The sequence below is a fragment of the Pseudalkalibacillus sp. NRS-1564 genome (genome assembly GCF_050467905.1).
Lineage (GTDB): Bacteria > Bacillota > Bacilli > Bacillales > Guptibacillaceae > Guptibacillus > Guptibacillus hwajinpoensis_B.
In genome coordinates, this window is record NZ_JBITPM010000044.1 from 134977 (window position 1) to 160664 (window position 25688).

A 25688-nucleotide genomic window follows, 5' to 3' on the forward strand; every position below is an offset into this window, starting at 1 on the left:
CTACTTTTCCAATCGTTTGTCATTTCATAGTTTAGTGTTAACCTCGTTGATTGTAAAGTTTACATGTGAACCGTGTAGCATATACTAGCATCCTTGACGATACTTAAGCATTTACCTGTTTAGTTTGTACAGTTTTTTCTGTATGTACTGAATTAACTGATTTTGAGCTCTCACGACGTTTGTAGTATTAAGTACCTACGCTCTATACTTAATAGGTCGGTAAAAAAAGACTAGTAAATGACTGATTATCGTAAATTTCGACATATTTCAGTGATTTTTGTAACTTTAACCGTTGAAATTTATTAATAAAGGCAGAGGTGAAACTATGGAAAAAGCCAAAATTACTGTAAAAGACGTAACAAAAGTATTTGGCAAATCGCCCAAACAAGCTATAAAGCTATTAGATCAGGGCAAATCAAAAAGTGAAATACTTAAAGAAACTGGAAATACTGTGGGTGTAAATCGAGCAAGCTTCGATGTATATCCGGTGAAATCTTTGTCATCATGGGACTATCAGGTAGTGGTAAATCTACGCTTGTTCGTCTACTCAATCGATTAATTGAACCAACTTCAGGTCAGGTTCTCATTGATGATGAAGATATCGTCAGGATGAAACCTGAACAGCTTCGTGAAGTGAGAAGAAAGAAGCTTAGTATGGTATTCCAACGCTTTGCTCTTTTTCCACATCGTACTGTTCTTGAAAACACGGAATATGGACTAGAGGTACAAAGTATTGGCAAAGAAAACCGAGCAAAAAAAGCGCAAGAATCACTTGAACTTGTTGGTTTGAAAGGATATGAAAATAGTTTTCCTTCTGAATTAAGTGGTGGTATGCAGCAGCGTGTTGGTCTTGCTCGTGCTCTTGCGAACGATCCAGATGTACTATTAATGGATGAAGCATTTAGTGCACTAGATCCGCTTATTCGTAAAGACATGCAAGATGAGCTCCTTGAACTTCAAGAATCAATGGAAAAAACGATCGTCTTTATTACACATGACCTCGATGAAGCACTTCGCATTGGAGATCGCATTGCATTAATGAAAGATGGTTCTATCGTTCAAATTGGTTCTCCAGAAGAAATCATGACAAATCCTGCAAATGACTACGTTGAACGCTTCGTTGAAGATGTGGATCTTTCAAAAGTGTTAACAGCTTCCCACGTAATGAAACGTGCTGAAACGCTACGAGCTGATCGTGGGCCACGTGTTGCACTGGAGCTTATGAGAGAACAAAAATTATCCAGTATTTATATTGTTGATAAAAAGAAAAAGCTGTTAGGCGCTATTACAGCAGATGCTACGGCAAAAGCTATTGAGGAAAAGAAAGATATAAATGACATTTTGATCACAGACCTTCCTACTGTATCACCAGAGACTTTACTAACGGATATGTTTGTGAAAATGGCAGACTCATCCCTTCCTCTCCCCGTTGTCGATGAAGCCGATAAATTTCAAGGCATCATTGTAAGAGGAGCAGTTATCGGGGCACTCGCAGGCCACGAAACTGAATCCACGAAAGGCGAGGTGAACTAAATGCAACTTTTTCCTAAAATACCACTAGCTGACTGGGTTGATAGTATTGTTGATACGTTAACCGATAACCTTGAACCAGTTTTCGATAGTATTACATCTGGGATTGATTGGTTCGTAGAAGGGATCGTTTCCATACTAGGTTTCCCGCCAGCTCTTGTTCTCATTGCAATCTTTACGATTCTGGCATGGTGGTCTAGTCGCTGGCCAATAGCAGTATTCACGTTACTTGGACTTCTGTTAATCGATAATCTCGGTTATTGGGACCCAACTATTCAAACACTAGCACTTGTTTTAACTTCGGTCATTATATCGATTATTCTCGGTGTACCACTTGGAATCTGGGCATCACAAAGTGACCGTGTAAGAGGAATTATCACACCGATATTGGATTTCATGCAGACAATGCCTGCATTCGTATACCTCATCCCAGCTATTCTATTCTTTGGGATTGGTATGGTACCTGGAATCATAGCTTCTGTTATCTTTGCAATGCCTCCTACGATTCGTCTTACGAATCTCGGCATTCGTCAGGTGCCTGAAGATTTAATCGAAGCATCTAATGCATTTGGATCTACAACAAAACAAAAGTTGTTTAAAATACAACTCCCACTTGCTACTCCAACGATCATGGCAGGAATTAACCAAAGCATCATGCTTTCACTATCAATGGTCGTTATTGCATCTCTAGTAGGTGCACTAGGTCTCGGAGCAGACGTATATCGCGCTGTAACACAGATTAAAGTTGGTATTGGTTTTGAAGCTGGTCTTGCCATTGTTATTCTAGCGATTATGCTTGACCGGATTTCTCAAAATATAGGTAAAACAAAAAATTAAGGGGGAATTACATGTTTAACTTTAAAAAAGGGTTAACAGGACTTGCACTATTTTTGTCACTCACATTGATTCTTGCTGCTTGCGGCGGTAACAATGGCGGAGATAGCAGTGAAGGTTCCAGCGAAGGCGGTACTAACGTTGGAGAAGCAGTAGATTACGAAATCGTAGGAATTGAACCAGGCGCTGGTATTATGAAAGCTACGACATCTGCACTTGAAGAGTACGATAGCCTTAAGGGTTGGGAATTAATCGAGTCCTCTTCAGCTGCTATGGCTGCAGAACTTGGTAAAGCAATTGATGATGAAGAACCGATTATCGTTACTGGTTGGACACCACATTGGATGTTCGCCAAATACGACCTTAAATACCTTGAAGATCCACAAGGTCTTTATGGAGATGAAGAAAACATCGAAACTTTTGCACGTATGGGGTTAAAAGAAGATCAGCCTTCTGCTCATACAATTCTTGATCAGTTCAACTGGACTCCAGAAGATATGGGCGATGTTATGGTCGAAGTACAGGAAGGTGCTAAGCCTGAAGAAGCAGCACAAAACTGGGTAGACGAACATTCCGACATGGTAGAAGAATGGACTAAAGGTGCTGATGAAGTAGACGGTGAAGAAATCTCACTTGCATATGTAGCATGGGATTCTGAAATCGCAAGTACGAACGTAGTAGCTAAAGTTCTTGAGAGCGTAGGCTATGAGGTTAAATTAACTCAACTTGATGCAGCTTCTATGTTCATCGCTGTTTCTGAAGGTGATGCTGACGCAATGGTAGCTGGATGGCTTCCAATTACACACGCTGACCTTCTAGATGAATATGGTGACAACATGGACCGTCTTGGAGTAAACCTTGAAGGTGCGAAAACAGGACTTGTTGTTCCATCATACGTTGAAGCTGAATCGATTGAAGATTTAAAACCAGCTGAATAACATAAATGAAAAAGCGAGATGAGGAATTCCTCATCTCGCTTTTTTTATTAATCAATCAACACTTTTTCTTTCAAGAATTCCATTGCAACATCCTCAGGCTCTTCTCCATCCATATCCACTTTTGCATTCATTTCAGACATTTCTTCTTCTGAAATACTTCCAGCAAATTCGTTCACAACCTTCTCAAGATCAGGATGTGAATCTAGAACTTCCTGGCGAACAATTGGTGCAGCATAATATGGTGGGAAAAATTGCTTATCGTCTTCGGTTGTCGCAAGATCAAAACGAGCAATTCGACCATCAGTGGTAAAAGCTGGGATGACGTCAACTTCTCCTTCATTTAAAGCATCGTACATGATATTCGGATCTAGACTCACTTCATCCTTGTAAGTAAACCCATAAGCTTCTACGAGTGCATCGTAACCATCTTCTCTTTCATAGAACGTGTGTGGTCCACCAAATACCAAATCATCTGAAGCTGGGATAATGTCCGAGAACGTTTTTGCATTTACCTCTTTTTTTGTGTCTTGAGTCATTGCAAGCGTGTAGCCATTCTCAAATCCAAGTGGTTCAAGCCAAACAAGATTATATTCATCTTTGTATCCTTTTTTCACACGTTTAAAAATCTCATCAGCTGACTCATCTGATTCAGCACTTTCTTTAAGTACCGCTTCAAGACCTGTACCTGTATATTCCACGTACATATCAATATCACCATCGATAAGCGCCTGTTGTAGAATATTTACTTCACCAACACCTGCATCAACCTCTACTTCATAATCACTGTTAGCCTTTATGTACTCCGCAAGAAGGTGTGGTAAGATATATTGCTCAGTCCAGGGCTTACCGGAAATAACGATCGGATCACTTTCTTCACTTCCGCTATCTCCTCCACATGCAGCAAGAACCATGACAACTCCTAGTAAAAGTAAGGTAATTCTCTTCAAACGAATCTCTCCCTTTATTTTTTTTGCTTTAACTCCTTTAGGAGTTGCCGCATTTTCTAATAATTTTAGAATTAAATCAAATCCAAGAGCCAGAATAGTTGCAGGAAGTGCACCAGCTAATACGAGCTCATCTTTATTCGAGGTAAGACCACGATATATAATATCGCCAAGTCCTCCTGCACCTACAAAAGTAGCGAGAGTTGCAACTCCGATTGTTAGGACAGTAGCTGTTCTGACACCAGCCATAATAACCGGTAGAGAAAGAGGCACTTCAATCTTCATCAAAATTTGCATATTCGTCATACCCATCCCTCTTCCAGCTTCAATAGAAGATTGATCTACGGAAGTGATGCCAGTGTACGTATTTCTGAGGATTGGAAGAAGCGCGTAAACCGTTAAAGCAATAATAGCAGTTATGTTTCCAATCCCTAGAAATGGAATAAGAAACCCGAACAGGGCTAAACTTGGTACTGTTTGAAAGATAGCTGCAACCGCAATGAATGGCTCCGCTAGCTTCTTTCTCCGTGAAATAAAAATACCAAGTGGAACAGATATTAATATCGCAATCACAATAGAGATGAACGAAAGGAAAAGGTGCTCCTGAAGTGCTACTAGTATATCATCCCAACGATTCTGCATCGTCTCAATAAATAGAATGAAAAAATTCTCGTCATTCATTCAGGCTTCCCTCCTCTCTTTGATCATATTGTTCAAGTCCTGCTAACCCTCGCATCATACTACTTCTTGTAACTAATCCTGTAAGCTTATTATCTTCAACTACAGGGATACTGATCGGCTGATTTTCAGCAAATCGTTTCGCTATTTCAGGGTAGAGCGTGCTCTCATTAATGGACTCGATCACTTCAATCACATCCACAATTCGTTTCCCATCATCACCATAATGGTTTTGGACCTGTTCTAGCGTAACGACACCGATATATTCCTGCTCTGGCCCTGTTACAACCAGGCTATCGACTCGCTCTGATTTCATTAGACGGAACGCTTCTGCAAGACCTCTACTTTCTTTCACAGTTGCTACTTTTCTAATCATTAAATCGACAGCTGTTGGAGCTTGCCCTTTAGCCATTCGTTCATCACCTATGAAATTGCGGACAAATTCATTCTTAGGGTGGCGTAGCAAGCGATCCGGCGTATCTAGCTGAAGAATTTCGCCATCTTTCATAATGGCAATACGATCGGCGATTTTCATAGCTTCATCCATGTCGTGCGTAACGAAAACAATTGTTTTCTGAATTTCTTTCTGTAGCTTTACAAGCTCGTCCTGAAGCTGTTCTCGACTAATAGGATCTAATGCGCTAAATGGCTCGTCCATCAAAATAATTGGTGGTTCTGCTGCAAGTGCACGAATGACACCAACTCTTTGCTGTTGACCGCCACTCAATTCTAGTGGATAGCGAGACCGAAAAATAGAAGGTTCTAACCCTACAAGATTAAGCATTTCATCGACGCGCTTATCTATTTTATCTTTGTCCCATTTTTTCAGTTTGGGAATTAAGGCAATATTTTCAGCAATTGTCATATGTGGCAAAAGTCCAATTTGTTGAATGACATATCCAATGCTTCTTCTTAGTTCAACCGGGTCCTGATCCGATATTGGTTTTCCATCAATATAAATTTGTCCACCACTTGGCTCTATTAATCGATTAATCATCTTCATAGTAGTCGTTTTTCCACAGCCGCTTGGCCCAATGAGCGTTAATAACTCGCCCTTTTCAATATGTAAATTAATATCCTTGAGTGCTTCAGTACCATCAGCAAATTTCTTACTAATATGCTCGAAAGTAATCATTCTATCGCCTCTCCTGCCTCCCGAAAAATCCATAACTTCATAATACTTACCCTTCCATAACCTAATATGAAACCCTCAATGGCGCTTCATCACAACTTTCTTACTATTACTGTATCGTTTTTCCATTCATTTATCAAAAGAAAAGAGGCCGTCTCTATCAAATGATAGAGACGGCCTCTTGTTTCATTATTCATTCATAGCTGGTTCCAAGCCATGCTTTTTACGCTTTTTCAATTCTACAAAGAAGAAGGTAATGGTTCCAATAGCAAAGATCGCAATAAATCCTAAGAGAACATATACATTTTGCCACATGAAGTCAAAATCACCACTTGAAATGACGGCTTTCAAACCAGAAACTGTATACGTCATTGGCAACCATGTGTTAAAGATTTGTAGTCCTTCTGGAATTAACTCAAGCGGGAATGTTCCTGCACTTGTTGTTAATTGTAAAATCAAAACAATGATCGCTACAAATCGCCCTGGATCTCCTAACGTTGTTACAAAGAACTGAATCAACGCCATATAAGCGAGACTGGATACAATAGAGAAGAGTAGGAATAATGGAATACTCTGTACTTCTATTTGCAATCCGTATAATAGAAGCGCATCCGACACAAGCGCCTGAATCACTCCAACAGATAGTAGAATGCCATATTTGCTCATAAACCATCCAATTGCTGTACGTGGGCTTCCAGCCGGATCACGAAGTGGGAACACAATGGACATAAGTAGCGCTCCTACAAATAGACCAAGTGAAAGGAAGTATGGCGCAAAACCTGTTCCATAGTTTGGTACAGATGAGACGGCTTCTGTATCTACATTTACTGGATCAGCAAACATATTGTACGTTTCATCATCAGCATTTGTATTAGAAGTTTCCTCAGCCGCTTCGCCAAGTTTATCACGAAGCTCTGTTGTACCATCTGTGAGTTTCTGTGCCCCGCTGTCAAGATCTTTAGATCCATCCGCTAATTGACCTGCACCGGATGATAAATCAGACGAACCACCTTCTAGTTCTGATAGCCCACTCACAAGCTCTTGTGAACCACTTGATAGTCCATTCATTCCTGAGTTAATTGTGCCAACATTATCAATCATGCTGTTCCAACCAGTCGCTACAGTATCGTTACCATCTGCAACCCGCATTGCTCCTTCTTGAAGCTGAGCAATTCCAGACTCTGCTTGATTAATGCCATCACCAAGATCACTGAGTCCATCTTCTAGTTTTCCTTGTCCTTCATAAAGACCACTAGCACCTTGAGCAAGTTTCCTTTGTCCTTCTAATAGAGCATTCATCTTAGAAGATACACCTGAAAGTTTATCTGAAGCGTTAGCAAATGTCGTTGCTACTTCTCCAACTGACTTCGCCGCTGAACCAGATTTCTCAGCAATCGGTTGAAGCTGGCTAATTAGCGCCTGCTTCTGCTCATCCGTATATTGATCACTTGCTTGAATTGATTCAATTACGCCTTGCAGTTCTTTAGGTACCGCAGTTGCATTCGTTACTCCACTCGTTAGTGACTGTTTTAATCCTTCTGTATCAACTTCTGGTAATGAACTATTTTCTAATTCTGCAACAGATTGATCTAATCCAGCCATTAACTGCTTCGTTCCAGCGCGGCTTTCTTTAACACCAGATAGAAGTTCTTCTTGGCCAACTTTAAATTCACCCATTTTAGTACTAAGTTCTCCAAGCCCATTACTTACTCTTGAAGCTCCATCAGCTAGCTCACTAACTTCTGGTTGTTTTTCTTTTAAACCGTTTAATAAATCGGTTGTACCTTTATTTACCTTACTAATGCCATTTGCAAGATCAATGGACCCGTTTTCTGCACTACTAATGCCGTTGGTTAACTCAATTGACCCTTCATTGAGAGAGGCTAAGTTGTCTTTCAACTGCTGCGTACCGTCTTTCAATTCGGAAGAGCCATCAGCAAGCTCACCTGCACCATCTGTTGCTTCCGATAAACCATCAGCTATTTCACTGAACTTATCAAAGACAAGCTCACTGTAATTTTCAGTGATGTTCTCAGCAATTTGAGATTTAATTTCACTAACAGCCGTTCCACCGATTTGTCCAGCTAGAAAGTTAAAGCTTTCATTGGGAACATATTCAAGGTTTAGTTTATCCGGGTGTTCATCAAGAACAGTTGTCGATTTCTGAGAGAAGTTCTCAGGAATTTGAATTTTCATATAATAAGTTTGATCTTCAAGCCCTTTGTTCGCTTCTTCTTCATCTACAAAATCCCACTTGAATTCCGGTTCATCTTTCAGTTTATCTACTAATTCATTACCGATTTCAAGATGTTCCCCTTCGAAATCTGCCCCACTGTCACTATTTACAACAGCTACGGGAATTTGATCTAGATTTTCATAAGGATCCCAGAATGCCCACAAAAACATTCCACTATACATTACTGGAATAAACAACACCGCAATAACGGGAATTAAGATTTTTTTATTTTTTAACAATGACGACCATTCTGACCGAAATAGCCGAGATGATTTTTTCATTTTTGTCCTCCTGTCTATTTGACCAAATTTCTCAATTGGTCATTTTAAGCCAAAAAAAAGCAATGTTCTTTTTATATAAACGCCTCGATTGACCAATTTTTAATAATGGTCATTTTTTGCTACAAAAAGTAATATAACACCGTTTCATTAGAATAGCAATAGCAGTAGTCCACTTTCTTTGGATACTGCTACTTCAATTTAATCCCACTCATCATATAAAATTCCAGGTGATTTGCAATTTCTTCTTTCGTAAATGAAGAATGAGTTTTTTCCCAGTCAAAAATGAGTGCAATATACATTTTAAACATAAGAAATGCTGTAAGAGAAGGATCACACTTCTTCACTTCACCATCAGAAATACCTCTCTCGATTTCTTGTTCTAGAAAAGAAAGAATGGCTTTCTCAACAAGATCAAGGGCGTCCATTGCTGCAGGCGTTCCAATTTCACGCACTTCTTGAGATAGCTTTATAGCTAATTTGTGCTCCTTCCGATGTTCCAGCACACTATAAAGAGCACGATGGAGATTGACAAAAAAGGACTCCTCTCTATGAATGGAATCTTGAGCAAGCCCCTTCAACTCCAACACCATACCTCTTACAATTTCATTGAATAGCTCTTCTTTATTTTTGAAAAAGGTATATATGGTTCCTTTTCCTACATTCGCAATTTTAGCGACTTGGTCCATTGTCGTTGCTTTATAACCAAACATGGAAAAAGATTTTTCTGCTGCTTCTAGAATGCTTTTTCTTCGATCGAACGTCATCATTATCCCCCTATTGCTTTGTGATTGGTAGTGTTATTGTAACCGTCGTTCCTTCGCCTAGTATACTTGTGTAATTCACTCTTCCACCAATATTTCGAATTAGCCGGTTCGTGATCATTGTACCTAAGCCAGTTCCTTTCGATTTTGTTGTATAAAATGGTAGACCGATCTTTTCAAGCTCTTCCTTGCTCATCCCGGCTCCATTATCACGAATAACGATATCTACCGTACCTCTTTTTGTTCCGTATTGCAAAGCAACATGAATCAATCCTTCTCCTTCAATTGATTCAATTGCATTTTTTATAACGTTTATTAAACATTGTTTTAATTCTTGGGGATTACCCCATATATGAAATTCGCCCTTTTCATCATATTGAATCTTAACCGCGTAATACGAGGCTAATACTTCCGTTAATGCAACTGTATCTCTGACAATTTTATTCAAATCTACTTTTTCACAGTCACTTTTTGAAGGTTTGATAAGCATCAAATAATCTGTAATGATTTTATTCGTCCGCTCGATTTCTTCAAGCATCAATGGGGCATAATTTTGAACTTTAGTGTCCGCTGTATCAGCCGAAATAAACTGCAGAAGACCTTTAACAGTCGTAAGCGGATTCCGTATTTCATGAGCGATAGCAGCAGCCATTTTTCCCGCAACTGATAGTTTCTCAAGATAAACCGTTTCTTGAAGTTGAATATTTATTAATACAAGTCGTTCAGTTAAATAGAAAATAATGAAATAGGCGATTGCAAATGACGTGAAATAGATCGGATAAAAATAGGCTTTTAACGGTTCTAAGAAAATAAGAATGATGGCAATATACGAAATGATAAATAGAATTCCTGTGAAAATAATCCCTTTCCACTTTCGGATTGATCTTTGAAAGTAGTTCATAAATCCAATTGCAATGAGAAAACCAACAATCGCAATAAGAACTCCAACCCAAGCATTTTCTCCACCCATCCAAGTTCGTGTTACAGAAATCGTGATCATGCAAATGAGACCAGGCAGTTTGCCACCGTATAATGTTACAAGAATAAGAGGAACAACTCTTAAATCAAAAACTGTATCTCCGAATTTTTCTAACGGAAAGAGCATACAAAGCAGAGCCATCAAGGAACTGATCACTCCATAAATTATTTTCTCTCTCAGGTTTATCGAGCTTGCTCTTGTAAATGGCATGACCATATTCCGGAGAAATAAGACTGAAAAGAGCATTGAAATATTAATAAGTAAGGGCCTTGCCATTTCCGACATGATTCGTACTCCTTTATTACTAATTGTTGCCATATACATTCTACCATTAGAATTTCTTCTGCACTAACAAAAATAGATAATAGTTCCAGTATAACATTTGTTAATTTATACAAAATACACTTCATTAAGTATTCTATAGAGAAGAGAAATATAAAAAAGGTTCACCGCATTCGGTGAACCTTTCTTTTTATTTGAAGAAATTTTGAACTGAGGCTACAGCTGCCTCACCCTGATCAATACAGTCAGGGAGACCTACTCCATTGTATGAAGCTCCAGCTAGAAAAACGCCCGGCATTTTCTTTTCAATTCCTGAAATGACGGTCTGAATTCTATTACGGTGGCCAACCTCATATTGCGGCATAGATTGTCTCCATCTCGTGATTCGATAAAACTCAGGGTGTCCTTCAATTTCCATAATTTGATTCAGATCGTTTAATACTGTCTGAACGATTTCTTCATCACTTTTCTCAACAATACCATCATTACCTGCTCGACCTACATAACAACGAAGAAGTACTTTTCCTTTTGGTGCAGAATGTTGCCACTTACGATGTGTCCAGGTACAAGCGGTAATCGTATAATCAGCGTTTCTAGATACAACAAATCCTGTTCCGTCCATTGCCTTTTTTATGGCTTCTTCAGGGAAAGCCATTGCAACTGTTGCAACCGTTGTGGAAGGCATTTCCTTTAACGGAGCTACTTCCTGATGGTCTCGTAACATATGATATACCTGCTGATGCGGGGTCGTGATGATAACAGAATCAGCTGATAACTCCTCGCCGTTTGTTGTCTTAAGCGTGTAAGATCCATCGGCCTCATTTTGCTTTAATTGATCCACCTTAACATTTTTTCTAATGTTAACGTCTGTTAAACATCTTTCAATCCCCATAACAAATGACTGTAAACCTGATTTGACCGTAAGAAAAGCCGGCTTTTTCTTACCAGTGCTTCGGCGAGAAGGTGGTGTCGTCTTCTTCATCCCTAGAATTAAACTACGGTACTTTCTTTCCACTTCTGAGAATTGAGGGAAAGTTGACATAAGGCTGAGTTTATCGATATCTCCTGCATAAATACCTGACAGTAAAGGTTCGATTAAATTCTCAACAACCTCATTCCCAAGTCTTCTTCGAAAGAATAGTCCAAGTGACTGATCTCCCTCTCCCTGTTCTCTCCTCGGAAGAACTAAATCTCCTGCTGCTCTAGCTTTCCCTTTTAAGCTAAATAGCTTTGTCGAGATAAATGGAGAAAGCTCCGTTGGGATTCCCATTACTGCTCCACCTGGAATCGGATAGAGCTGGTCATTATTTAATACGAAGGCTTGTCCAGCGGAATTCGGAACAAGTTGATCTCCCATTCCCACTTCATTCACAAGACGTGCTGCGCTTTCCTTTCTAGCAAGAAAGGAGTCAGGACCACGTTCAATCACAAAGCCATTTGTCGTATCCGTTTGAATCTTTCCACCTAAACGATCTTTGCCTTCAAGTAACGTGATTTCATAGGATTGATTTTCGTTCCTCATCTCTTTTTGAAGGTAATAGGCGGCGGTTAAACCAGTAATCCCGCCTCCGATAATCACGATTTTTTTTGTTTGTTTAATCATACTGTATCATCTTCTTTTTTATTAGTTCATGCTTCACAACTGTGGCTAATATCTCTATAAATTCATCCGTTGCATTGGGCATTTCCGGACGATGATAGGCTGCACCAAGCTCATTGGTCATCTGTTGACATTCGTAATCATTGTCATATAGCACCTCGAGATGATCAGCGACAAATCCTACAGGACAGTAAATAAATCCTGTGTAACCTTCTTGCTCAAATAAGTCTCGAGTTAAATCTTGAATATCTGGCCCAATCCACGGATCTGGCGTATTGCCCTCGCTCTGCCAGCCAATAGCATAATGTTCGATCCCAGCTCGTTCAGCAATATGCTTTGCCGTTTCTTCTAGCTGGCCAGGATAAGGATCCCCGTTCTGCAAGATTCTCTCAGGTAAACTGTGCGCTGAGAATATAACAATGGTTTTCTTTTTTTCCTTAGCATCAATCTGACTTAAACACGATTGTAATTGATTCACCCAATATTGGATGAACTTAGGCTCGTTGTACCACTGGTCAATCGCATAGATATTGGGGAAGCCCCGTTTATCTGCTTCAGCTCTCGCTCGTTCATTATAGGTTTTCACACTTAATGTAGAGTAATGCGGAGCAAGAACAAGACTAACGGCTTCCTCAATCCCATCTTTCTGCATATTCCGAACGGCATCTTCTACAAAAGGTTCAATATGCTTCAAGCCAAGATAGCTCTTAAACTCTACCTCTTCGCCAAATTCTTCATTCATACGATCCTCTAGCTTCTGAGCCTGTTTTGTTGTTATATCCGATAAGGGAGATATACCACCAATCGCTTCATACCGTTCAATCAAATCCTCCAACATTTCTTCTGTAGGTCGCTTCCCCCGACGTATATGTGTGTAGTATGGTTCAATTTCTGCTTCACTTCGCGGTGTACCGTAAGCCATAACTAATAGGCCAATGGTTCGCTTCATGCCATACCTCCCCCATTTCCATTAACTGTTCTTACGCGTATATTCGTGTACAAAATTTGTTAAACGCTGCAATGTCTCAACTTGAACTTGTGGGAACACCCCATGACCTAGATTAAAGATAAATCCTGGCGTCTCCATCCCCTGATCAAGAATTTCTTTTGTTCTTTGTTCAATAACTTCCCACGGTGCAAGTAGAAGTGCAGGCTCGAGATTCCCCATGAGCGGCTTTTTAATCCCCTCAACTTCTCTCGCTTTCTTAATCGAAATTCTCCAGTCTATTCCAATTACATCAACAGGCAGCTTGTTCCATTCCTGAATAAGATGACTCGCTCCAACGCCAAACATTAAGAGTGGAACATTCAGTTCTTTTAAAGCAGAGAAAATGCGATTCATAACAGGAGCAATATACGTCCGATAATCCATATCATTTAACGCACCAACCCATGAATCAAATAACTGGATAGCTTGAGCACCCGCTTTTACTTGAGCTGTAAGATAAGCAATTGTCATATCCCCAAGCTTATTCATTAGCTGAAACCATCCTTCTGGATCAGAATACATGAATGCTTTCGTTTTATGATAATTCTTAGAGGGTCCACCTTCAATCATATAGCTTGCAACAGTAAACGGCGCTCCGCTAAATCCAATTAAAGGAACAGACAATTGCTCCCGTAGCATCTTAATAGTTTCCATTACATAAGGAATATCTTTCAGAGGATCAAGTTCACCTAGTCGATCAATATCAGATCTACTCTTAATGGGATTATCGATTACAGGACCTACACCTGATTTAATTTCTACATCCACCCCGATAGATGGAAGTGGCGTCATAATATCTGCAAATAGTATCGCTGAATCAACACCAAGCTGTTCAACGGCAAATCGCGTCACTTCAGCCGCTACTTCTGGGTTTAGGTTCATTTCATGAAATGAATATTTTTCTCTGATTTTTCTATATTCAGCCTGGTATCGACCTGCTTGTCTCATATACCAGACAGGTGTATGATCTGTCGCTTCTCCTCGGCATGCCCGAAGAAATTGATCATTAAATGATGCTTTATTCATGCTTGTCCACCTTTCTAATTGCAAAACGTACTTTTTTACATCCTTACATACTATAGCGATCGTAAGCTTCAGTGTACAGATATTGAAGAAAAAAGTCATAAAATCGTCCAACTTTGAAGCCGTTTACATCGTCTACTTTACCATAAGTAACCGAGCGTTTAAGTGAAAATCCTCACTCACTTACCTGTTTTCCTCTATCTTTTTATTTTCTTTCTCTTCTTCATTACCTTTAAACCTATCGAACAAACTGACGGAAGCTTCATTAGATGCCTCTCCTTCTTGCTCTGTTAACGGATTATAAGGAACTACTTGATAAGATACAGATCCAAAGAATGAGATCGAGTTTCTTGTATATTCCCCTTTTCCTTCAACTTCAGCTATCTTTTTTCTCTCCCCATCTTTCATTTCATAGATATGATAAACAATACGATCATCAGAGGATGCTGTCCAATTCAATTTGACGGCGGGAAGACCATAAAGGAAATCAAAATCTGCCTTCAAATCATTCACTTTTGGAAGGGTAATAGGTTTTTCCATATCTTTCAATCCTGAAGGCTTACTAAATTCCTTAGTACTATTCTCATCGATTGAAGTATTTACCACCTTTTTAAAAAGTTGAACCGGATATTCACTTCCACCCGTCAGATACTGTGAATCCGTTGTCCGGTCATACCCCATCCATACTGCACCCACCAAATCTGGTGTAAAACCGACAAACCAGGCATCACGCGAACCACCCGATACTCCCTCATACGAAGTTGTTCCAGTCTTACCAGCGATAGCAACATCTGCATCTCCACTTGTGGCGGTACCATTCTTAACGACACCTTCGAGTATTCTTGTCATATACCATGCCGTTTGTTTGGAGTACACTTTCTCTTCCTCTTGTTTTGCTTCACCTACTACCTTGCCGTCATTATTGTATAACTTACTAATAAAATAGGGATCGACACGCTTTCCTTCTTGAGCAAACGGACGATAGGCTTCCATCATCTCATAGGGAGAAACGCCTTTATCAATCCCTCCAAGAGCGATTTTTAAATCATTATCTTCAATTGTAAGGCCACTTTTTTTCAAGAAAAGATTTTGAATATGAAATTCCAATCTCATTTAATAACCAAACTGCAGGTGCGTTAGCAGATACTCTGACAGCATCATAAAGAGAGAGCTGACCAGCGTATTGGTTATTATAGTTAGATGGAGAATACCCATCGTAGTCAGTCTTTTCGTCCTTTAATAATGTGTAAGGACTGTATTCCTTTTTCTCAATTGCTGGCCCATATACGGCTATAGGCTTGAATGCAGATCCAGGCTGCCTCTTTGAGGTCACGTGATTAAGACCCTTCTGAACATAATCACGACCTCCCTGAACCGCTACTACTCCACCACTCTTTGCATCCATCATTGTCAAAGCCCCTTGAGGCGGATTGTTAGGATCACTTCCTGGGAAAAGCTTTCCGTTTTGAAATTGTTCATAAGCTGCTTTCTGCAAATCTTTATCCATCGGAACTACGATCTTATAACCACCACGTAATACTTCTTCATTCGAAAGATTAAATCGAGTCTTCGCTTCTTGAAGCGTCATATCAATGTACGTAAGAAAAGCTGCCTCCTTTGTTACTTCTGCCACATCAAGAGATAGCGTCTTTCCTTGAAGTCGAACCGCTTCTTTTGGTGTTAAATAATCCTGTTTCTCCATTAAAGATAGCACTAAATCTCTACGCTCTTTACTCTCTTCAGGATGATTAATTGGTGAATAATTTGAAGGTGCTTTTGGAAGCCCAGCTAACATGGCACCTTCTTCAACACTTAACTCTGAGACTGGTTTATTAAAAAACAACATGGAAGCTGACTGTATGCCATAAGCACCATGTCCAAAATAAATCTGGTTTAAATACATTTCTAATATCTTCTTTTTACTGTAATTACGTTCTAAATTAATTGCGATAACAGCTTCTTTCGTTTTCCTCAACCAAGATTTGTCATTAGTTAGAAAAACATTCTTAGCTAATTGCTGTGTAATCGTACTTCCGCCTTCTACTTTTTTTCCAGCAAGAATATCACGATAAAGCGCTCGGCCAATTGCTTTTACATCAAGTCCATGATGATCGTAGAATCGGCTATCTTCTGTTGCAACGAAAGCTTCCTGAACATGGTCTGGAATATCATCTATTGAGACCGGCTCACGGTTTTCAAAATAAAGTTTAGTTATAATTTCTCCATCTTCATCAACAAGTTGGGTAGCTGAATTCATCACAAGCTTTTTTTCGTCGATGACATAGTTTCCAGCCAGTAATATCCCCAAATACCCTAATAATCCAATGAGGAATACAGCTAATGTTGCGATTAAGCCTATGCCGAGTTTTTTCATTCTATGAGGCACTCCCTTATTAACTTAATTACAGCTAAGCTTACATGAAATAATGTTATATTTGTACTATATACAATGACGATTCTGTTTAGTTTTTGCCAAATAAGGGTAAAGTATCAGGCAATTCTCCCTGATCACTTCATTGAAAGGATGAATAAGATGAACGTTTACGTTACATATGGAACTTACGACTATTTATCAAAGGTAAAAGAAGATCATGATGGAGAAAATGTAAAGCTTTTTTCTAATTCTGATGGTGCTGCACTTTATCACGAAACGTCTTCCGAAACTTTTTTCAAAAACGCTAAGAAGTACGAATTAATGGACGAAAAAGGCGAGGTAACTGATCCTGGTTTTGTTGTTTTAAACCATATACCTGTTGAGGAGAGTGAACGGGCGATATTTGAAGATAGGTTTAAAAACCGCGCTGGGAAAGTGGAAAATGAACCCGGGTGTCAAGGAATTCGAATTTTACGTCCAGTTCATAACGATCCATATATCGTCGCCACATTCTGGAATACTGAGAAGGACTTCAAGAATTGGCAAACTTCTGAAGCTTATCAAACAGCGCACAAAAATCGTAACACAAGTAAAGGACTTCCAAAAACGATCTTTTCAGGAAAGCCATATCTTAAAACTTATCAAATCGAAAAAACAGATTCGGTTTAATTCTTAACGTGGTCGGGTAGTTTTTAGCTTAAGTGAATTATTCATATAGGAGTGAGCCTCATGTTAGTAAGCGAGAGTGAAGTGAATAAATACACGATCGATACAAAAGATGGCCAAAAAGGCGTCTTAAAAGAGCTCTATTTCGACGATGAACATTGGACTATACGGTATCTTGTTGTTGATACACACAAATGGTTACCTGGTCGAAAGGTATTGATTTCTCCGATTTCAATCGAGCAATTGAATCATGAGAATGAAGCTATTTCAGTTTCGCTTACATCTGAAGAAGTAAGTGAAAGCCCTGATATTGATACCGATCAACCTATTTCTAGAAAACACGAAATGGAACTGAATCGCCATTTTAGCTGGCCTTATTATTGGGTAGGAACTAATGCTTGGGGAAACGGGATGTATCCAAGACCGTTTATGGCTGATGATTTACCTGATGTTGATTCAACTTTGCATCATTCTAACCAAGACGAAGAAAATCACTTGCGAAGTACTAATGAAGTAGCTGGATACCACATTCAGGCGACTGACGGTGAAATTGGTCATGTTAAAGATTTCATTTTTGATGAAGAATCATGGCAGCTTCGATATATCATTGTTGATACTAAAAACTGGTTTTCTGGAAAAGAAGTACTGCTTTCTACAAAATGGATTCATGACATTCACTGGCAGGATCGATCGGTAGTTGTCAATATAAAAAAAGAAGAAGTTCGTCAATCACCAGAATTTCGTCTAAACGAACCCATTACTCGCCGTTTCGAAGAAGACCTTCATACGCACTATGGTAAAACGGGATACTGGAAATTTTAATGAAAGCGAGGTGGCCTTCCACCTCGCTTATTTCAGACAAACTTTGAGTTGATTTCCCAGGAAATCTAACTTGTTGACAGCAAATTAGCTTTCTTTCCTATATTCACACCATAGTAGAGGCACATTCGTCAGTTTATTCCAAAAGACAAAAAAGGGAAATCATAGAAAAAGAGAGATAGGAGATTTATTGTGGCGAATTCTAATAAAAAAGACAAACAAGTAAAATATCCCGAAAGACAATTTTATTTTCCAGCGCAAATTGTTGAAACATTTATCGCAAAAGGGGAGTCTCATAGCGCCAGGCCACTGAATCGGCAGTTTATTTTATCGATCCTAGCTGGGGCATTTGTTACGTTCGGAGCTATTTTCTCTGTTCTAATTGCTATGGGAGTTGAAACGGAAGGTGTTAGTAATCTTCTTTCAGGAATAGGATTTGTAACAGGATACGCGATTGTTTTTATTTCAGGAGCCATTCTCTTTACTGAAGTTAACGTACTCCTTCCTACGTACATTCTCCAAAGGAGATTTTGGGTTCCTAAGAATATAATGAAGTTTTGGATAGTTTGTTATTTTGGTAACTTACTAGGTGCCCTGCTGGTAGGTGCTCTTGTCGTTGCATCAGGATCATTATCCCCTGAATTCTATAGCGAATTAGCTACATATACAGAGCACAAAATGAAATTTCTATCTCATGGAACGGTAGGGTGGTTTCAAATTCTTCTTTCAGGTATTATTGCAAACTGGCTTATTGGAATGGCTGCGTTTCTTGCTACTGCAGCTCGTGATTTAACAGGTAAAGTTCTTGCTACTACACTTCCTGTTATTATATTCGTAGCCGGAAACTTCCAGCATAGTGTAGCCAACATGGGGTATTTCAGCACATCCTTTATTCATGGCTCTGAATACTCTTGGATGGAATTCCTGTTCTTTAATCTAGTTCCAGCAAGTATCGGTAACCTGATTGGCGGTGGGGTACTCGTTGCTCTAACATTTACGTATGCGTTTAAAGAAGAAATTAACGAAGAAAGCCTTCCAAAAGAAGAAGCAGAGTGAGAAAAAGCAGCCTGTCAGTTGACAGGCTGCTTTTTCTTCAAAGAGGATATTAATGAAATAACCCTGATTCTCTGGACTTTTTCATTAAATACTTCGTCTTTTTAATGATAACTTCCTTAAGTACCGCTCCTATGAGAAGGAACACAACAGAAAAAATTCCCAAAAAGAATAAATCTTCTTTTGCTCGTGCCCATACAATTCCTCCTACTGCTTCTCTCATTAAATCTACTGCGTACGAAAATGGTAAATAAGGATGGATTGCTTGAAAGAACTCTGGTAGCAAAGCAACTGGATACGTTCCACCTGACCCAGCAATTTGAAGAACAAGAAAGACAATAGCCATCGCTTTACCCACATCCCCAAACACAGCAACTAGAGTATAAACCATTAACATGAACACAAAGCTAATCACGATGCCAAATAGTACAAAAAGAACAGGATTTACGATATCTACATTTAAAATAAAGAGATCTCCTGATGTAACAACAAGCGTCTGAAGGAAACCAATGCTAATAAACGTCAATAATTTTCCGAAATACACCTGGCGATTCGACGCTTCTTCAAAACCAGTGGCTTCAGTGGTAAGTAATGAAACAAGAAGAAGTGCCCCTACCCATAACGATAGAACAGTATAGAACGGTGTCATACCTGTACCGTAATTTTGAATCGGGAAGAGTGAATTTTTACTTAACACTATAGGTTCTGCGAAAAAGCTTTGCTCTGCCATAGGATCATTCTTCAGTAAATCAATGATCTCGTTAATATCTGTTTCTCCTTGAATCTCTCTGATTCGATCCGCTAGCTGGTTCACTTTATCATTTACGTAAGGATATTCATTTAACATGTATGCTAAAATATCCTGACCTTCGCCGATATTCTTTTCAGTACTTGAAAGAATTCGTTCCACTTCAGGGATGGTGGTTTGCGCCTCTTTTAATGTCGATCGAGCATTCGATAACGTCTTTTTCGCACTTGCCACTTCAGCAAGAACACGAGGCTCAATGTTTTCCTTGTACTCTTTTAAGAATGAATCGATTCGATCAGCTGTTTCTCCGGATTTTTCCTGAAGAGTTGTTAAAATATCATCTATTTCTTCTTGCTTATCAGCTAAGGTAGATCCAATTTCATCACTATCTGCTTTAATGGTCTGTAACTGTTCTTTAACTTGATCAAGATCAGCGATTGCCTCATCGATAACCTCTTGCTGCTGCGAGTTAGCGGCAGGCTCCTGCACCGGCTCTTGAGGAGATTCTTCTCCTTCTTCCTGCGACTCCTCATTCTCGTTATTATCGCTAGCTTCCTGTACTTGCTTCAATACGACTTCAACATCATCAATACGCTGAACAGATTCATCTACTTGTTGATTTATCTGATTTCTTATTTCTTCTACTGAGGATAAATCAATATCTGGCGATTTTAAATCCGATAAGAACTTATTTACATCCTCAGCTGTTTGTTGAGCTTTAGTTAAATCTTCCTCTACTTGCGGTGCAAGCTTATTCAAGCGATCTTCTGACTCGTTTAAAAATTGTGTTGTTTCATCAATCGTACTAATGCCTTCACTCGTAATTTGCTGAGCTTCCGGAAGAAGTCCTTGAACTTTATTTATCACATCTTCAGCATCTCTCGAGTCAGATAGGGCATCGGAAATCAAACGATTGATCTCTGGAAGGTTCTCTTCTAGTTTGAAGACATATTCCTCGAATTGTTTTATGTCAGATAAATCCTTTTCAAATTCTACTCCTAAATCATTAAATACCTCAAAGATCGTCCCATTCACAACCGATACAAAGTTACTTGTAATTTGATCAACAATGACACTCGCGCCTTTTTCAGTGATCTTTGGTGCGATCGCATTTACTTTTTCGTTTACATAGTACTCTACCTCTGCTTTCTCGGGTTCATCATTAATAACTGTCCCAAGTTTCTCTGAAAAGTCTTCTGGAATGACGATCACTGCAAAATAGTCCCCATACTCAAGCTTATCCATCGCAGCTTCTCGATTTGAGAAATGCCACTCAAGACTGTCATTATCTTTCAATTCCTTCGTTAACTCTCCACCTGCATCAATTTCCTTATCCCGAATGGTTGCCCCCTTGTCTTCATTGACAATGCCAACAGGAAGCTGATCCGTTTGACTATATGGATCCCAAGATGCTCCAATATTAAACCAAGCATAAAGAGAAGGAAGAATAATGAGACCACCTAATAGAATCGCTGCTACCCAATTCGTTCCAATTCCCTTCCAATCTTTCTTGAAAATTCTTAAAATATTCTTCATTTACAAGCTCCTACTCGTCAAAATATGTATTCTCCAACTAGTATAATTCCCTAAGAAGTGAATTGTCATGAGAAATGGGTCCAATGTCAATCAGTCCAATCTCACAATTAATTGCGATAGCTACTATGTGGAGGTGTTCAGCTAATTGAATTCGAAATCAACTTTTTTCGAATTCTACTATCCGTGTGTACTTCACCGAATATAAGGGAATAAGAAAGGAAGATTATACGAAAGGAGTCATTAACTTGACACGTGTAGCCATTATCTTAAATCCCAAAGCTGGAAATGTTAAAATGGTCAATCAAATTGATACGATCCAAGAAAGACTACGAGAAAACTATGATCAGGTTTCACTTTATAAAACAGAATATAAAGGACACGGTGCTGAATTAGTCGCAGAACTAGGCGACGAAGTAGACATTCTCATTGGGGCTGGTGGGGATGGAACCATAAATGAATTAGCAAATGCAATTTGCCAAAGAGAGAAGCGTCCTGTTTTCGGTATTATTCCTGGAGGAACTTGCAATGACTTCTCTAGAGCAATCGGCATCAACCAGAATCCACTCCTTGCTGTTGAACAGCTATTAGAAAATAACCGTTCCCATATTGACGTAGGTCGCTCAAATGATGAGTATTTCTTGAATTTCTGGGGAATCGGCTTAATCACTCAGGCTTCTGAGAACATTAACCCTGATACAAAAGAAGTTTTCGGAAGGCTTTCTTACTACATTAGTACTGCACAAACGATCAACAATCCACAGCCTTTTCATCTTAAAGTAGATGCCGATGGGCAGAATTTTGAAGGGGAAGCTGTCATGATGATCGTAGGGAATGGTCCATTTACTGGCGGGATCCAAGCTTTCTTCCCTGAAAATAACCTGCAAGATGGTGAATTTGATGTCTTAATCATTAAAGAAACGTCTCTTCCAACTTTTTGGTCCATTTTTCAATCAAAGGTTTTCAAGCAGTCGCGATTTAACGAAGATATCATTCATTTCCAAACAAAACGTTTAAAAATAGAAGCTGATCCAGAGCAAAATATCGACTGTGACGGAGAACGTCATCATACGACTCCGTCAACGCTCGAAGTATTGCCTGCATACTTAACTGTTCTTACTGGAGAAGATTTTTCTGAATGAACCTAATGTTAACGAGGATCTCTTAATCCAAAGAACCCATTCAAGAGAGAAAATGCAAACAAATAGCCAGAGTGTACCAGCTGCATAACCTGCTAGAACGTCACTTGGATAATGAACACCTAAATAGATTCGACTAAATCCGATCAGTACGATGAAGAAGAATACTAGTGTTCCACTTAACCACTTTGTCGTTCTACTCCTCTGGCTTCTTACAATAAGGTAACCAATAAATCCATATAGTAGAAAAGATCCCATCGCATGTCCACTAGGGAAACTATACCCCACTGCATCATAAGCAGCATCGATGGAAGGTCTTGACCTAGCAAAAAAATGTTTTAGTTCTGTCGTTAAAAGTCCGCCTGCAGCCTGTGCTATAACGAAGAAGAGAATGCTCCAACCATCACGTAGTTTAAACCATAGAAAAGCTACAGTCGCAACAGAAACCACTGAAATCCACCAAACAGAGCCAAGTTCTGTTATAAATTCCATCACATTTAATAATCCATCGGAACGAATGCCGTCTACGCCAGAAATAATCGCTTGATCAAATTGTAGCGTTTCTTTTTCTAATATTTCTTCTGCTAACTCTGAAAACAACATGATTGCCAAAACAGCGATGAATAGTCCAAATGCATTTAGTACAAGTGGAAACCACACTTTTTTTTTGCTTTAACGCTCCTGGCAAGGAGCTAAAAAAATTATTTTTATTCATAATATCGCGCCTTTCACCGTTTTCAATTCTCCAAACTCCGTGAAGTTCTTCACCTCATAAAATTCTTTTTAAAAAAGCCGCTGTATCAGCAGCGGCTTTGCCTTTACTTATCTTTAGTTAGAACCATACGTACAAGAAGATGGGCCAATTCATGACGTTGCTCTTTACTTCCCACAAGCCATAACTCTTGTAATAGCTTTTCTTCTCTATTCTTAGGCTCCTCCTTCTTCGCTAGATAACCCGCTACTTTTTCTGCAGCTTGAGCTAGCGCTTCTTCACTAAGTCCTAATTTTTCTCCGATTTCGACTCTAGTGGCAAGGTATTTTTTAAAGTCCTCAAAATTAGAGAGAATATCATCCATTTTGTCATCGCTCATACGATCTAGTGTATCATCAACTTTATTTACATCGAGCTGACTATCTTTATCAACTAAATGATTTTTTTCACTCATTACTTCCACTCCTTTTTATCAGTTGTCCATAACAGACAGAGATTTTTCAATGAATGCCGGAATATCGTCTGGATTTCTACTACTAACTAAATTTCCACCACAAACTACCACTTCTTCATCAAACACATTGGCACCCGCATATTTTAGATCTGTTTGAATGGATTTAAATCCTGTAATGTTTCTTCCATTTAATACTTCAGCAGATATGAGCAGCTGTGGACCATGACAGATCACAAGCGTTTTCTTATTTAGAAACATCATTTTTTTCGTAAATGCCACAAATCGATCATCTGCGCGCAGTTCATCAGGTGAAACGCCACCCGGAATGAAAAGAACGTCAAAATCTTCCGCATTTACCTCATCAATTCCTTTGTCGGATATTACTTTAGCCTCGCCTTGTTTTCCTGTTAATTCTTGACCTGCTTCTGTACTAATTACTGTCAGAGAATGGTTTGCATTCTTAAACTGCTCAGCAGGTTTTGTATATTCTACATCTTCAAACATGCTTGTCATAAGTACTGCAATTTTACTCACTTTAGGCCCTCCTATAGATTAACTAATTGTGATTTACATAGTTGAATATTACCCCTCCTACTATCAGTCAAACATCCATCCTATTGTTCCTATCTTTTTCAATGTTTATGTTTTATTAACGGAGTGGAAGGGTAAAATTAATATGGAACCAAAACAGAACAGATTTAGAAAGGATGTTTAGAATGGCCGACAAAAAACAAGAACTAATTGATGGACTTAATGTGGATCTAGCAAATGAATACGCTGCTAGCATTATGTACACTTACAATGCAGCTGTTGTATCTGGTTTATATCGTCAAACACTAAAACCATTCTTTGAAAGTGAAATTGCAGATGAACAGGGACACGCTCTTTATCTTGCAGAGAAAATTAAAGTGCTTGGTGGTACACCAACAACCGCTCCTGCTGAAGTAAAACAGCTTACTGATGTGAAAGAAATGCTTATTGAAGCTAGAACGGCTGAAAAAGATACCATCGATCGTTATGAAAAACGTAAAAAGCAAGCAGAGGAACTAGGATTTACTGAACTAGTTGTGAAGCTTGATGATATGATCGCTGATGAAACACACCATATGGAAGAAATGGATCGCATTCTTAGCGATGCACGCTTCGAATAAGATAATTGATACAAAAAGGCCAGCCGGAACATTCGGCTGGCCTTTTCTTTGTCTATTCTTCTTCATCCTTTACGTCAATGATGCGCTTCCTGTAAGCATTCATGGCATTTTCCCCTAGCCAGTCAAGAAAGTGATAATTCACATACGCCCCGACTATTGCACCAAAACCAGGAATCATCTGAAGTAATTTAGGAAGGTCAATATAATCTCTATACTCGAGTTGAAACGACTTCCAATCATGTTCATCATTGAATTTATTTCTTATTTCCATCTGGTTAAGGTTATCATCCCAGTTAGCGATGCGCTCGTAACTGCTCCTCCTCGCCTCATCTGCTGAAAAAGCGAGTTGAAAAATCGTAAGAATAAACACTCTTTCTTCGAATTTCTTAGCATCATATCCATAAACACTGGCAAGATCAAAAAGGAATTTCATCTTAATGGATAAAAGCAAAGGAAAATCAGCTAAACCAAGAAGGATCCCACCTGCGCCTGTACCTGCTCCTTCTGTAGCAGCAATACGTTTATACTTAAGTATTAATCGTCTTGCTTTTTCATCTCTCACTTGAAGAGATTGATTGATATCTGGGTCTTTAACAGTATACGTATTTCCAGCCAGAACACCTTGGACCATTGTTTTAATACCATTTGTGACGATCGAATGGATACGTTCAGGTATTTTATCGTTAATCCGACTTTGTATTTTTTTTGCTGAACGGGAAACCATAGAAGATTTTTTCTTTATTTTTCGTTCCCAAGATTCAAGCTCTTCTTCTACCTCACTTAAATAACTCATGCTGCAAAACATCCTTTGGCTCTGACTTTTAACACCAAAC

At 39.1% G+C, this 25688-nt stretch carries 20 protein-coding genes and 2 pseudogenes; 8 read left to right on the forward strand and 14 right to left on the reverse strand.

Features of this window, described 5'->3' with window-relative positions; genetic code table 11:
* Positions 1–325 precede the first annotated feature (325 nt).
* The 3 genes and pseudogenes from proV to ACIFPW_RS20280 all read left to right on the forward strand — a co-directional run bounded on the left by proV (position 326) and on the right by ACIFPW_RS20280 (position 3302).
* Positions 326–1533 (forward strand): annotated as a pseudogene (gene proV / locus ACIFPW_RS20270) (glycine betaine/L-proline ABC transporter ATP-binding protein ProV).
* The gene (choW, locus tag ACIFPW_RS20275) at positions 1534–2367 is read left to right on the forward strand and encodes a choline ABC transporter permease subunit (protein WP_430246879.1); all 834 of its coding nucleotides are present in this window, start codon (positions 1534–1536) and stop codon (positions 2365–2367) included.
* 11 nt (positions 2368–2378) lie between these two features.
* On the forward strand, positions 2379–3302 hold the full coding sequence (locus ACIFPW_RS20280) for a glycine betaine ABC transporter substrate-binding protein (protein WP_430246881.1): 924 nt from the start codon (positions 2379–2381) through the stop codon (positions 3300–3302).
* 47 nt (positions 3303–3349) lie between these two features.
* Here the strand turns inward: ACIFPW_RS20280 and ACIFPW_RS20285 are convergent, their stop codons facing one another.
* The 9 genes and pseudogenes from ACIFPW_RS20285 to ACIFPW_RS20325 form a co-directional block, all read right to left on the reverse strand.
* Positions 3350–4927: a glycine betaine ABC transporter substrate-binding protein gene (locus tag ACIFPW_RS20285; protein WP_430246882.1), complete on the reverse strand. Its 1578-nt coding sequence runs from the start codon at positions 4925–4927 to the stop codon at positions 3350–3352.
* Positions 4920–6059, reverse strand: coding sequence for an ABC transporter ATP-binding protein (locus ACIFPW_RS20290; RefSeq protein WP_430246883.1), 1140 nt, complete (start codon positions 6057–6059; stop codon positions 4920–4922). The genes ACIFPW_RS20285 and ACIFPW_RS20290 overlap by 8 nt, the downstream gene beginning before the upstream one ends.
* Before the next feature lie 186 nt (positions 6060–6245).
* Entirely contained in the window at positions 6246–8573 is a 2328-nt protein-coding gene (locus ACIFPW_RS20295; protein ID WP_430246884.1) for a YhgE/Pip family protein, read from the reverse strand.
* 188 nt (positions 8574–8761) lie between these two features.
* Positions 8762–9337 carry a TetR/AcrR family transcriptional regulator gene (locus tag ACIFPW_RS20300; RefSeq protein ID WP_194219981.1) on the reverse strand — a complete coding sequence of 192 codons (576 nt, stop codon included), beginning with the start codon at positions 9335–9337 and terminating at the stop codon, positions 8762–8764.
* 10 nt (positions 9338–9347) lie between these two features.
* Positions 9348–10598 (reverse strand): ATP-binding protein, encoded by a 1251-nt coding sequence (locus ACIFPW_RS20305; protein WP_430246885.1) that lies wholly within the window; start codon positions 10596–10598, stop codon positions 9348–9350.
* Between the two features lie 187 nt (positions 10599–10785).
* On the reverse strand, positions 10786–12198 hold the full coding sequence (gene hemY, locus ACIFPW_RS20310) for a protoporphyrinogen oxidase (RefSeq protein ID WP_430246886.1): 1413 nt from the start codon (positions 12196–12198) through the stop codon (positions 10786–10788).
* Complete coding sequence (hemH, locus tag ACIFPW_RS20315) at positions 12191–13144, reverse strand: ferrochelatase (protein WP_430246888.1); 954 nt, start codon at positions 13142–13144, stop codon at positions 12191–12193. Before hemH ends, hemY begins: the two co-directional genes overlap by 8 nt.
* A gap of 21 nt (positions 13145–13165) precedes the next feature.
* On the reverse strand, positions 13166–14209 hold the full coding sequence (gene hemE, locus ACIFPW_RS20320; protein WP_194219985.1) for a uroporphyrinogen decarboxylase: 1044 nt from the start codon (positions 14207–14209) through the stop codon (positions 13166–13168).
* Positions 14210–14389: 180 nt separating this feature from the next.
* Positions 14390–16580: pseudogene (locus tag ACIFPW_RS20325) on the reverse strand (transglycosylase domain-containing protein).
* A 159-nt stretch (positions 16581–16739) separates the two neighbouring features.
* Here ACIFPW_RS20325 and ACIFPW_RS20330 point away from each other — a divergent pair.
* The 3 genes from ACIFPW_RS20330 to ACIFPW_RS20340 all read left to right on the forward strand — a co-directional run bounded on the left by ACIFPW_RS20330 (position 16740) and on the right by ACIFPW_RS20340 (position 19121).
* A complete protein-coding gene (locus tag ACIFPW_RS20330; protein ID WP_430246889.1) occupies positions 16740–17249 on the forward strand; it encodes an antibiotic biosynthesis monooxygenase family protein in 510 nt (169 codons plus the stop codon).
* 60 nt (positions 17250–17309) lie between these two features.
* Positions 17310–18068, forward strand: coding sequence for a PRC-barrel domain-containing protein (locus ACIFPW_RS20335; protein WP_430246890.1), 759 nt, complete (start codon positions 17310–17312; stop codon positions 18066–18068).
* A 189-nt stretch (positions 18069–18257) separates the two neighbouring features.
* A complete protein-coding gene (locus tag ACIFPW_RS20340; protein WP_322098214.1) occupies positions 18258–19121 on the forward strand; it encodes a formate/nitrite transporter family protein in 864 nt (287 codons plus the stop codon).
* Positions 19122–19170: 49 nt separating this feature from the next.
* Here ACIFPW_RS20340 and ACIFPW_RS20345 read toward each other — a convergent pair whose 3' ends face one another.
* Positions 19171–21402, reverse strand: a complete 2232-nt coding sequence (locus ACIFPW_RS20345) for a YhgE/Pip family protein (protein WP_430246891.1) — start codon at positions 21400–21402, stop codon at positions 19171–19173.
* A gap of 245 nt (positions 21403–21647) precedes the next feature.
* On the opposite strand from ACIFPW_RS20345, the gene ACIFPW_RS20350 reads away from it, so the two are divergent.
* On the forward strand, positions 21648–22541 hold the full coding sequence (locus ACIFPW_RS20350) for a diacylglycerol/lipid kinase family protein (RefSeq protein WP_430246892.1): 894 nt from the start codon (positions 21648–21650) through the stop codon (positions 22539–22541).
* Here ACIFPW_RS20350 and ACIFPW_RS20355 read toward each other — a convergent pair.
* The 3 genes from ACIFPW_RS20355 to ACIFPW_RS20365 form a co-directional block, all read right to left on the reverse strand.
* Positions 22506–23198 carry a phosphatase PAP2 family protein gene (locus ACIFPW_RS20355; RefSeq protein ID WP_430246893.1) on the reverse strand — a complete coding sequence of 231 codons (693 nt, stop codon included), beginning with the start codon at positions 23196–23198 and terminating at the stop codon, positions 22506–22508. The two genes, ACIFPW_RS20350 and ACIFPW_RS20355, sit on opposite strands and share 36 nt — an antisense overlap.
* 158 nt (positions 23199–23356) lie before the next feature.
* Complete coding sequence (locus ACIFPW_RS20360; protein WP_194219992.1) at positions 23357–23704, reverse strand: DUF3243 domain-containing protein; 348 nt, start codon at positions 23702–23704, stop codon at positions 23357–23359.
* A gap of 18 nt (positions 23705–23722) precedes the next feature.
* The gene (locus tag ACIFPW_RS20365) at positions 23723–24238 is read right to left on the reverse strand and encodes a type 1 glutamine amidotransferase domain-containing protein (RefSeq protein WP_430246894.1); all 516 of its coding nucleotides are present in this window, start codon (positions 24236–24238) and stop codon (positions 23723–23725) included.
* A 182-nt stretch (positions 24239–24420) separates the two neighbouring features.
* Here ACIFPW_RS20365 and ACIFPW_RS20370 point away from each other — a divergent pair, with 182 nt between their 5' ends.
* A complete protein-coding gene (locus tag ACIFPW_RS20370; RefSeq protein ID WP_098446445.1) occupies positions 24421–24855 on the forward strand; it encodes a ferritin-like domain-containing protein in 435 nt (144 codons plus the stop codon).
* Between the two features lie 52 nt (positions 24856–24907).
* Here ACIFPW_RS20370 and ACIFPW_RS20375 read toward each other — a convergent pair whose 3' ends face one another.
* A complete protein-coding gene (locus ACIFPW_RS20375; RefSeq protein ID WP_430246895.1) occupies positions 24908–25648 on the reverse strand; it encodes an EcsC family protein in 741 nt (246 codons plus the stop codon).
* Between the last annotated feature and the right edge of the window lie 40 nt (positions 25649–25688).

Coding starts and splice junctions, on each gene's coding strand:
- choW (WP_430246879.1), top strand. CDS start 1,534: ATGCAACTTTTTCCTAAAATACCACTAGCTGACTGGGTTGATAGTATT.
- ACIFPW_RS20280 (WP_430246881.1), top strand. CDS start 2,379: ATGTTTAACTTTAAAAAAGGGTTAACAGGACTTGCACTATTTTTGTCA.
- ACIFPW_RS20285 (WP_430246882.1), bottom strand. CDS start 4,927: ATGAATGACGAGAATTTTTTCATTCTATTTATTGAGACGATGCAGAAT.
- ACIFPW_RS20290 (WP_430246883.1), bottom strand. CDS start 6,059: ATGATTACTTTCGAGCATATTAGTAAGAAATTTGCTGATGGTACTGAA.
- ACIFPW_RS20295 (WP_430246884.1), bottom strand. CDS start 8,573: ATGAAAAAATCATCTCGGCTATTTCGGTCAGAATGGTCGTCATTGTTA.
- ACIFPW_RS20300 (WP_194219981.1), bottom strand. CDS start 9,337: ATGACGTTCGATCGAAGAAAAAGCATTCTAGAAGCAGCAGAAAAATCT.
- ACIFPW_RS20305 (WP_430246885.1), bottom strand. CDS start 10,598: ATGTCGGAAATGGCAAGGCCCTTACTTATTAATATTTCAATGCTCTTT.
- hemY (WP_430246886.1), bottom strand. CDS start 12,198: ATGATTAAACAAACAAAAAAAATCGTGATTATCGGAGGCGGGATTACT.
- hemH (WP_430246888.1), bottom strand. CDS start 13,144: ATGAAGCGAACCATTGGCCTATTAGTTATGGCTTACGGTACACCGCGA.
- hemE (WP_194219985.1), bottom strand. CDS start 14,209: ATGAATAAAGCATCATTTAATGATCAATTTCTTCGGGCATGCCGAGGA.
- ACIFPW_RS20330 (WP_430246889.1), top strand. CDS start 16,740: ATGAACGTTTACGTTACATATGGAACTTACGACTATTTATCAAAGGTA.
- ACIFPW_RS20335 (WP_430246890.1), top strand. CDS start 17,310: ATGTTAGTAAGCGAGAGTGAAGTGAATAAATACACGATCGATACAAAA.
- ACIFPW_RS20345 (WP_430246891.1), bottom strand. CDS start 21,402: ATGAAGAATATTTTAAGAATTTTCAAGAAAGATTGGAAGGGAATTGGA.
- ACIFPW_RS20360 (WP_194219992.1), bottom strand. CDS start 23,704: ATGAGTGAAAAAAATCATTTAGTTGATAAAGATAGTCAGCTCGATGTA.
- ACIFPW_RS20370 (WP_098446445.1), top strand. CDS start 24,421: ATGGCCGACAAAAAACAAGAACTAATTGATGGACTTAATGTGGATCTA.
- ACIFPW_RS20375 (WP_430246895.1), bottom strand. CDS start 25,648: ATGAGTTATTTAAGTGAGGTAGAAGAAGAGCTTGAATCTTGGGAACGA.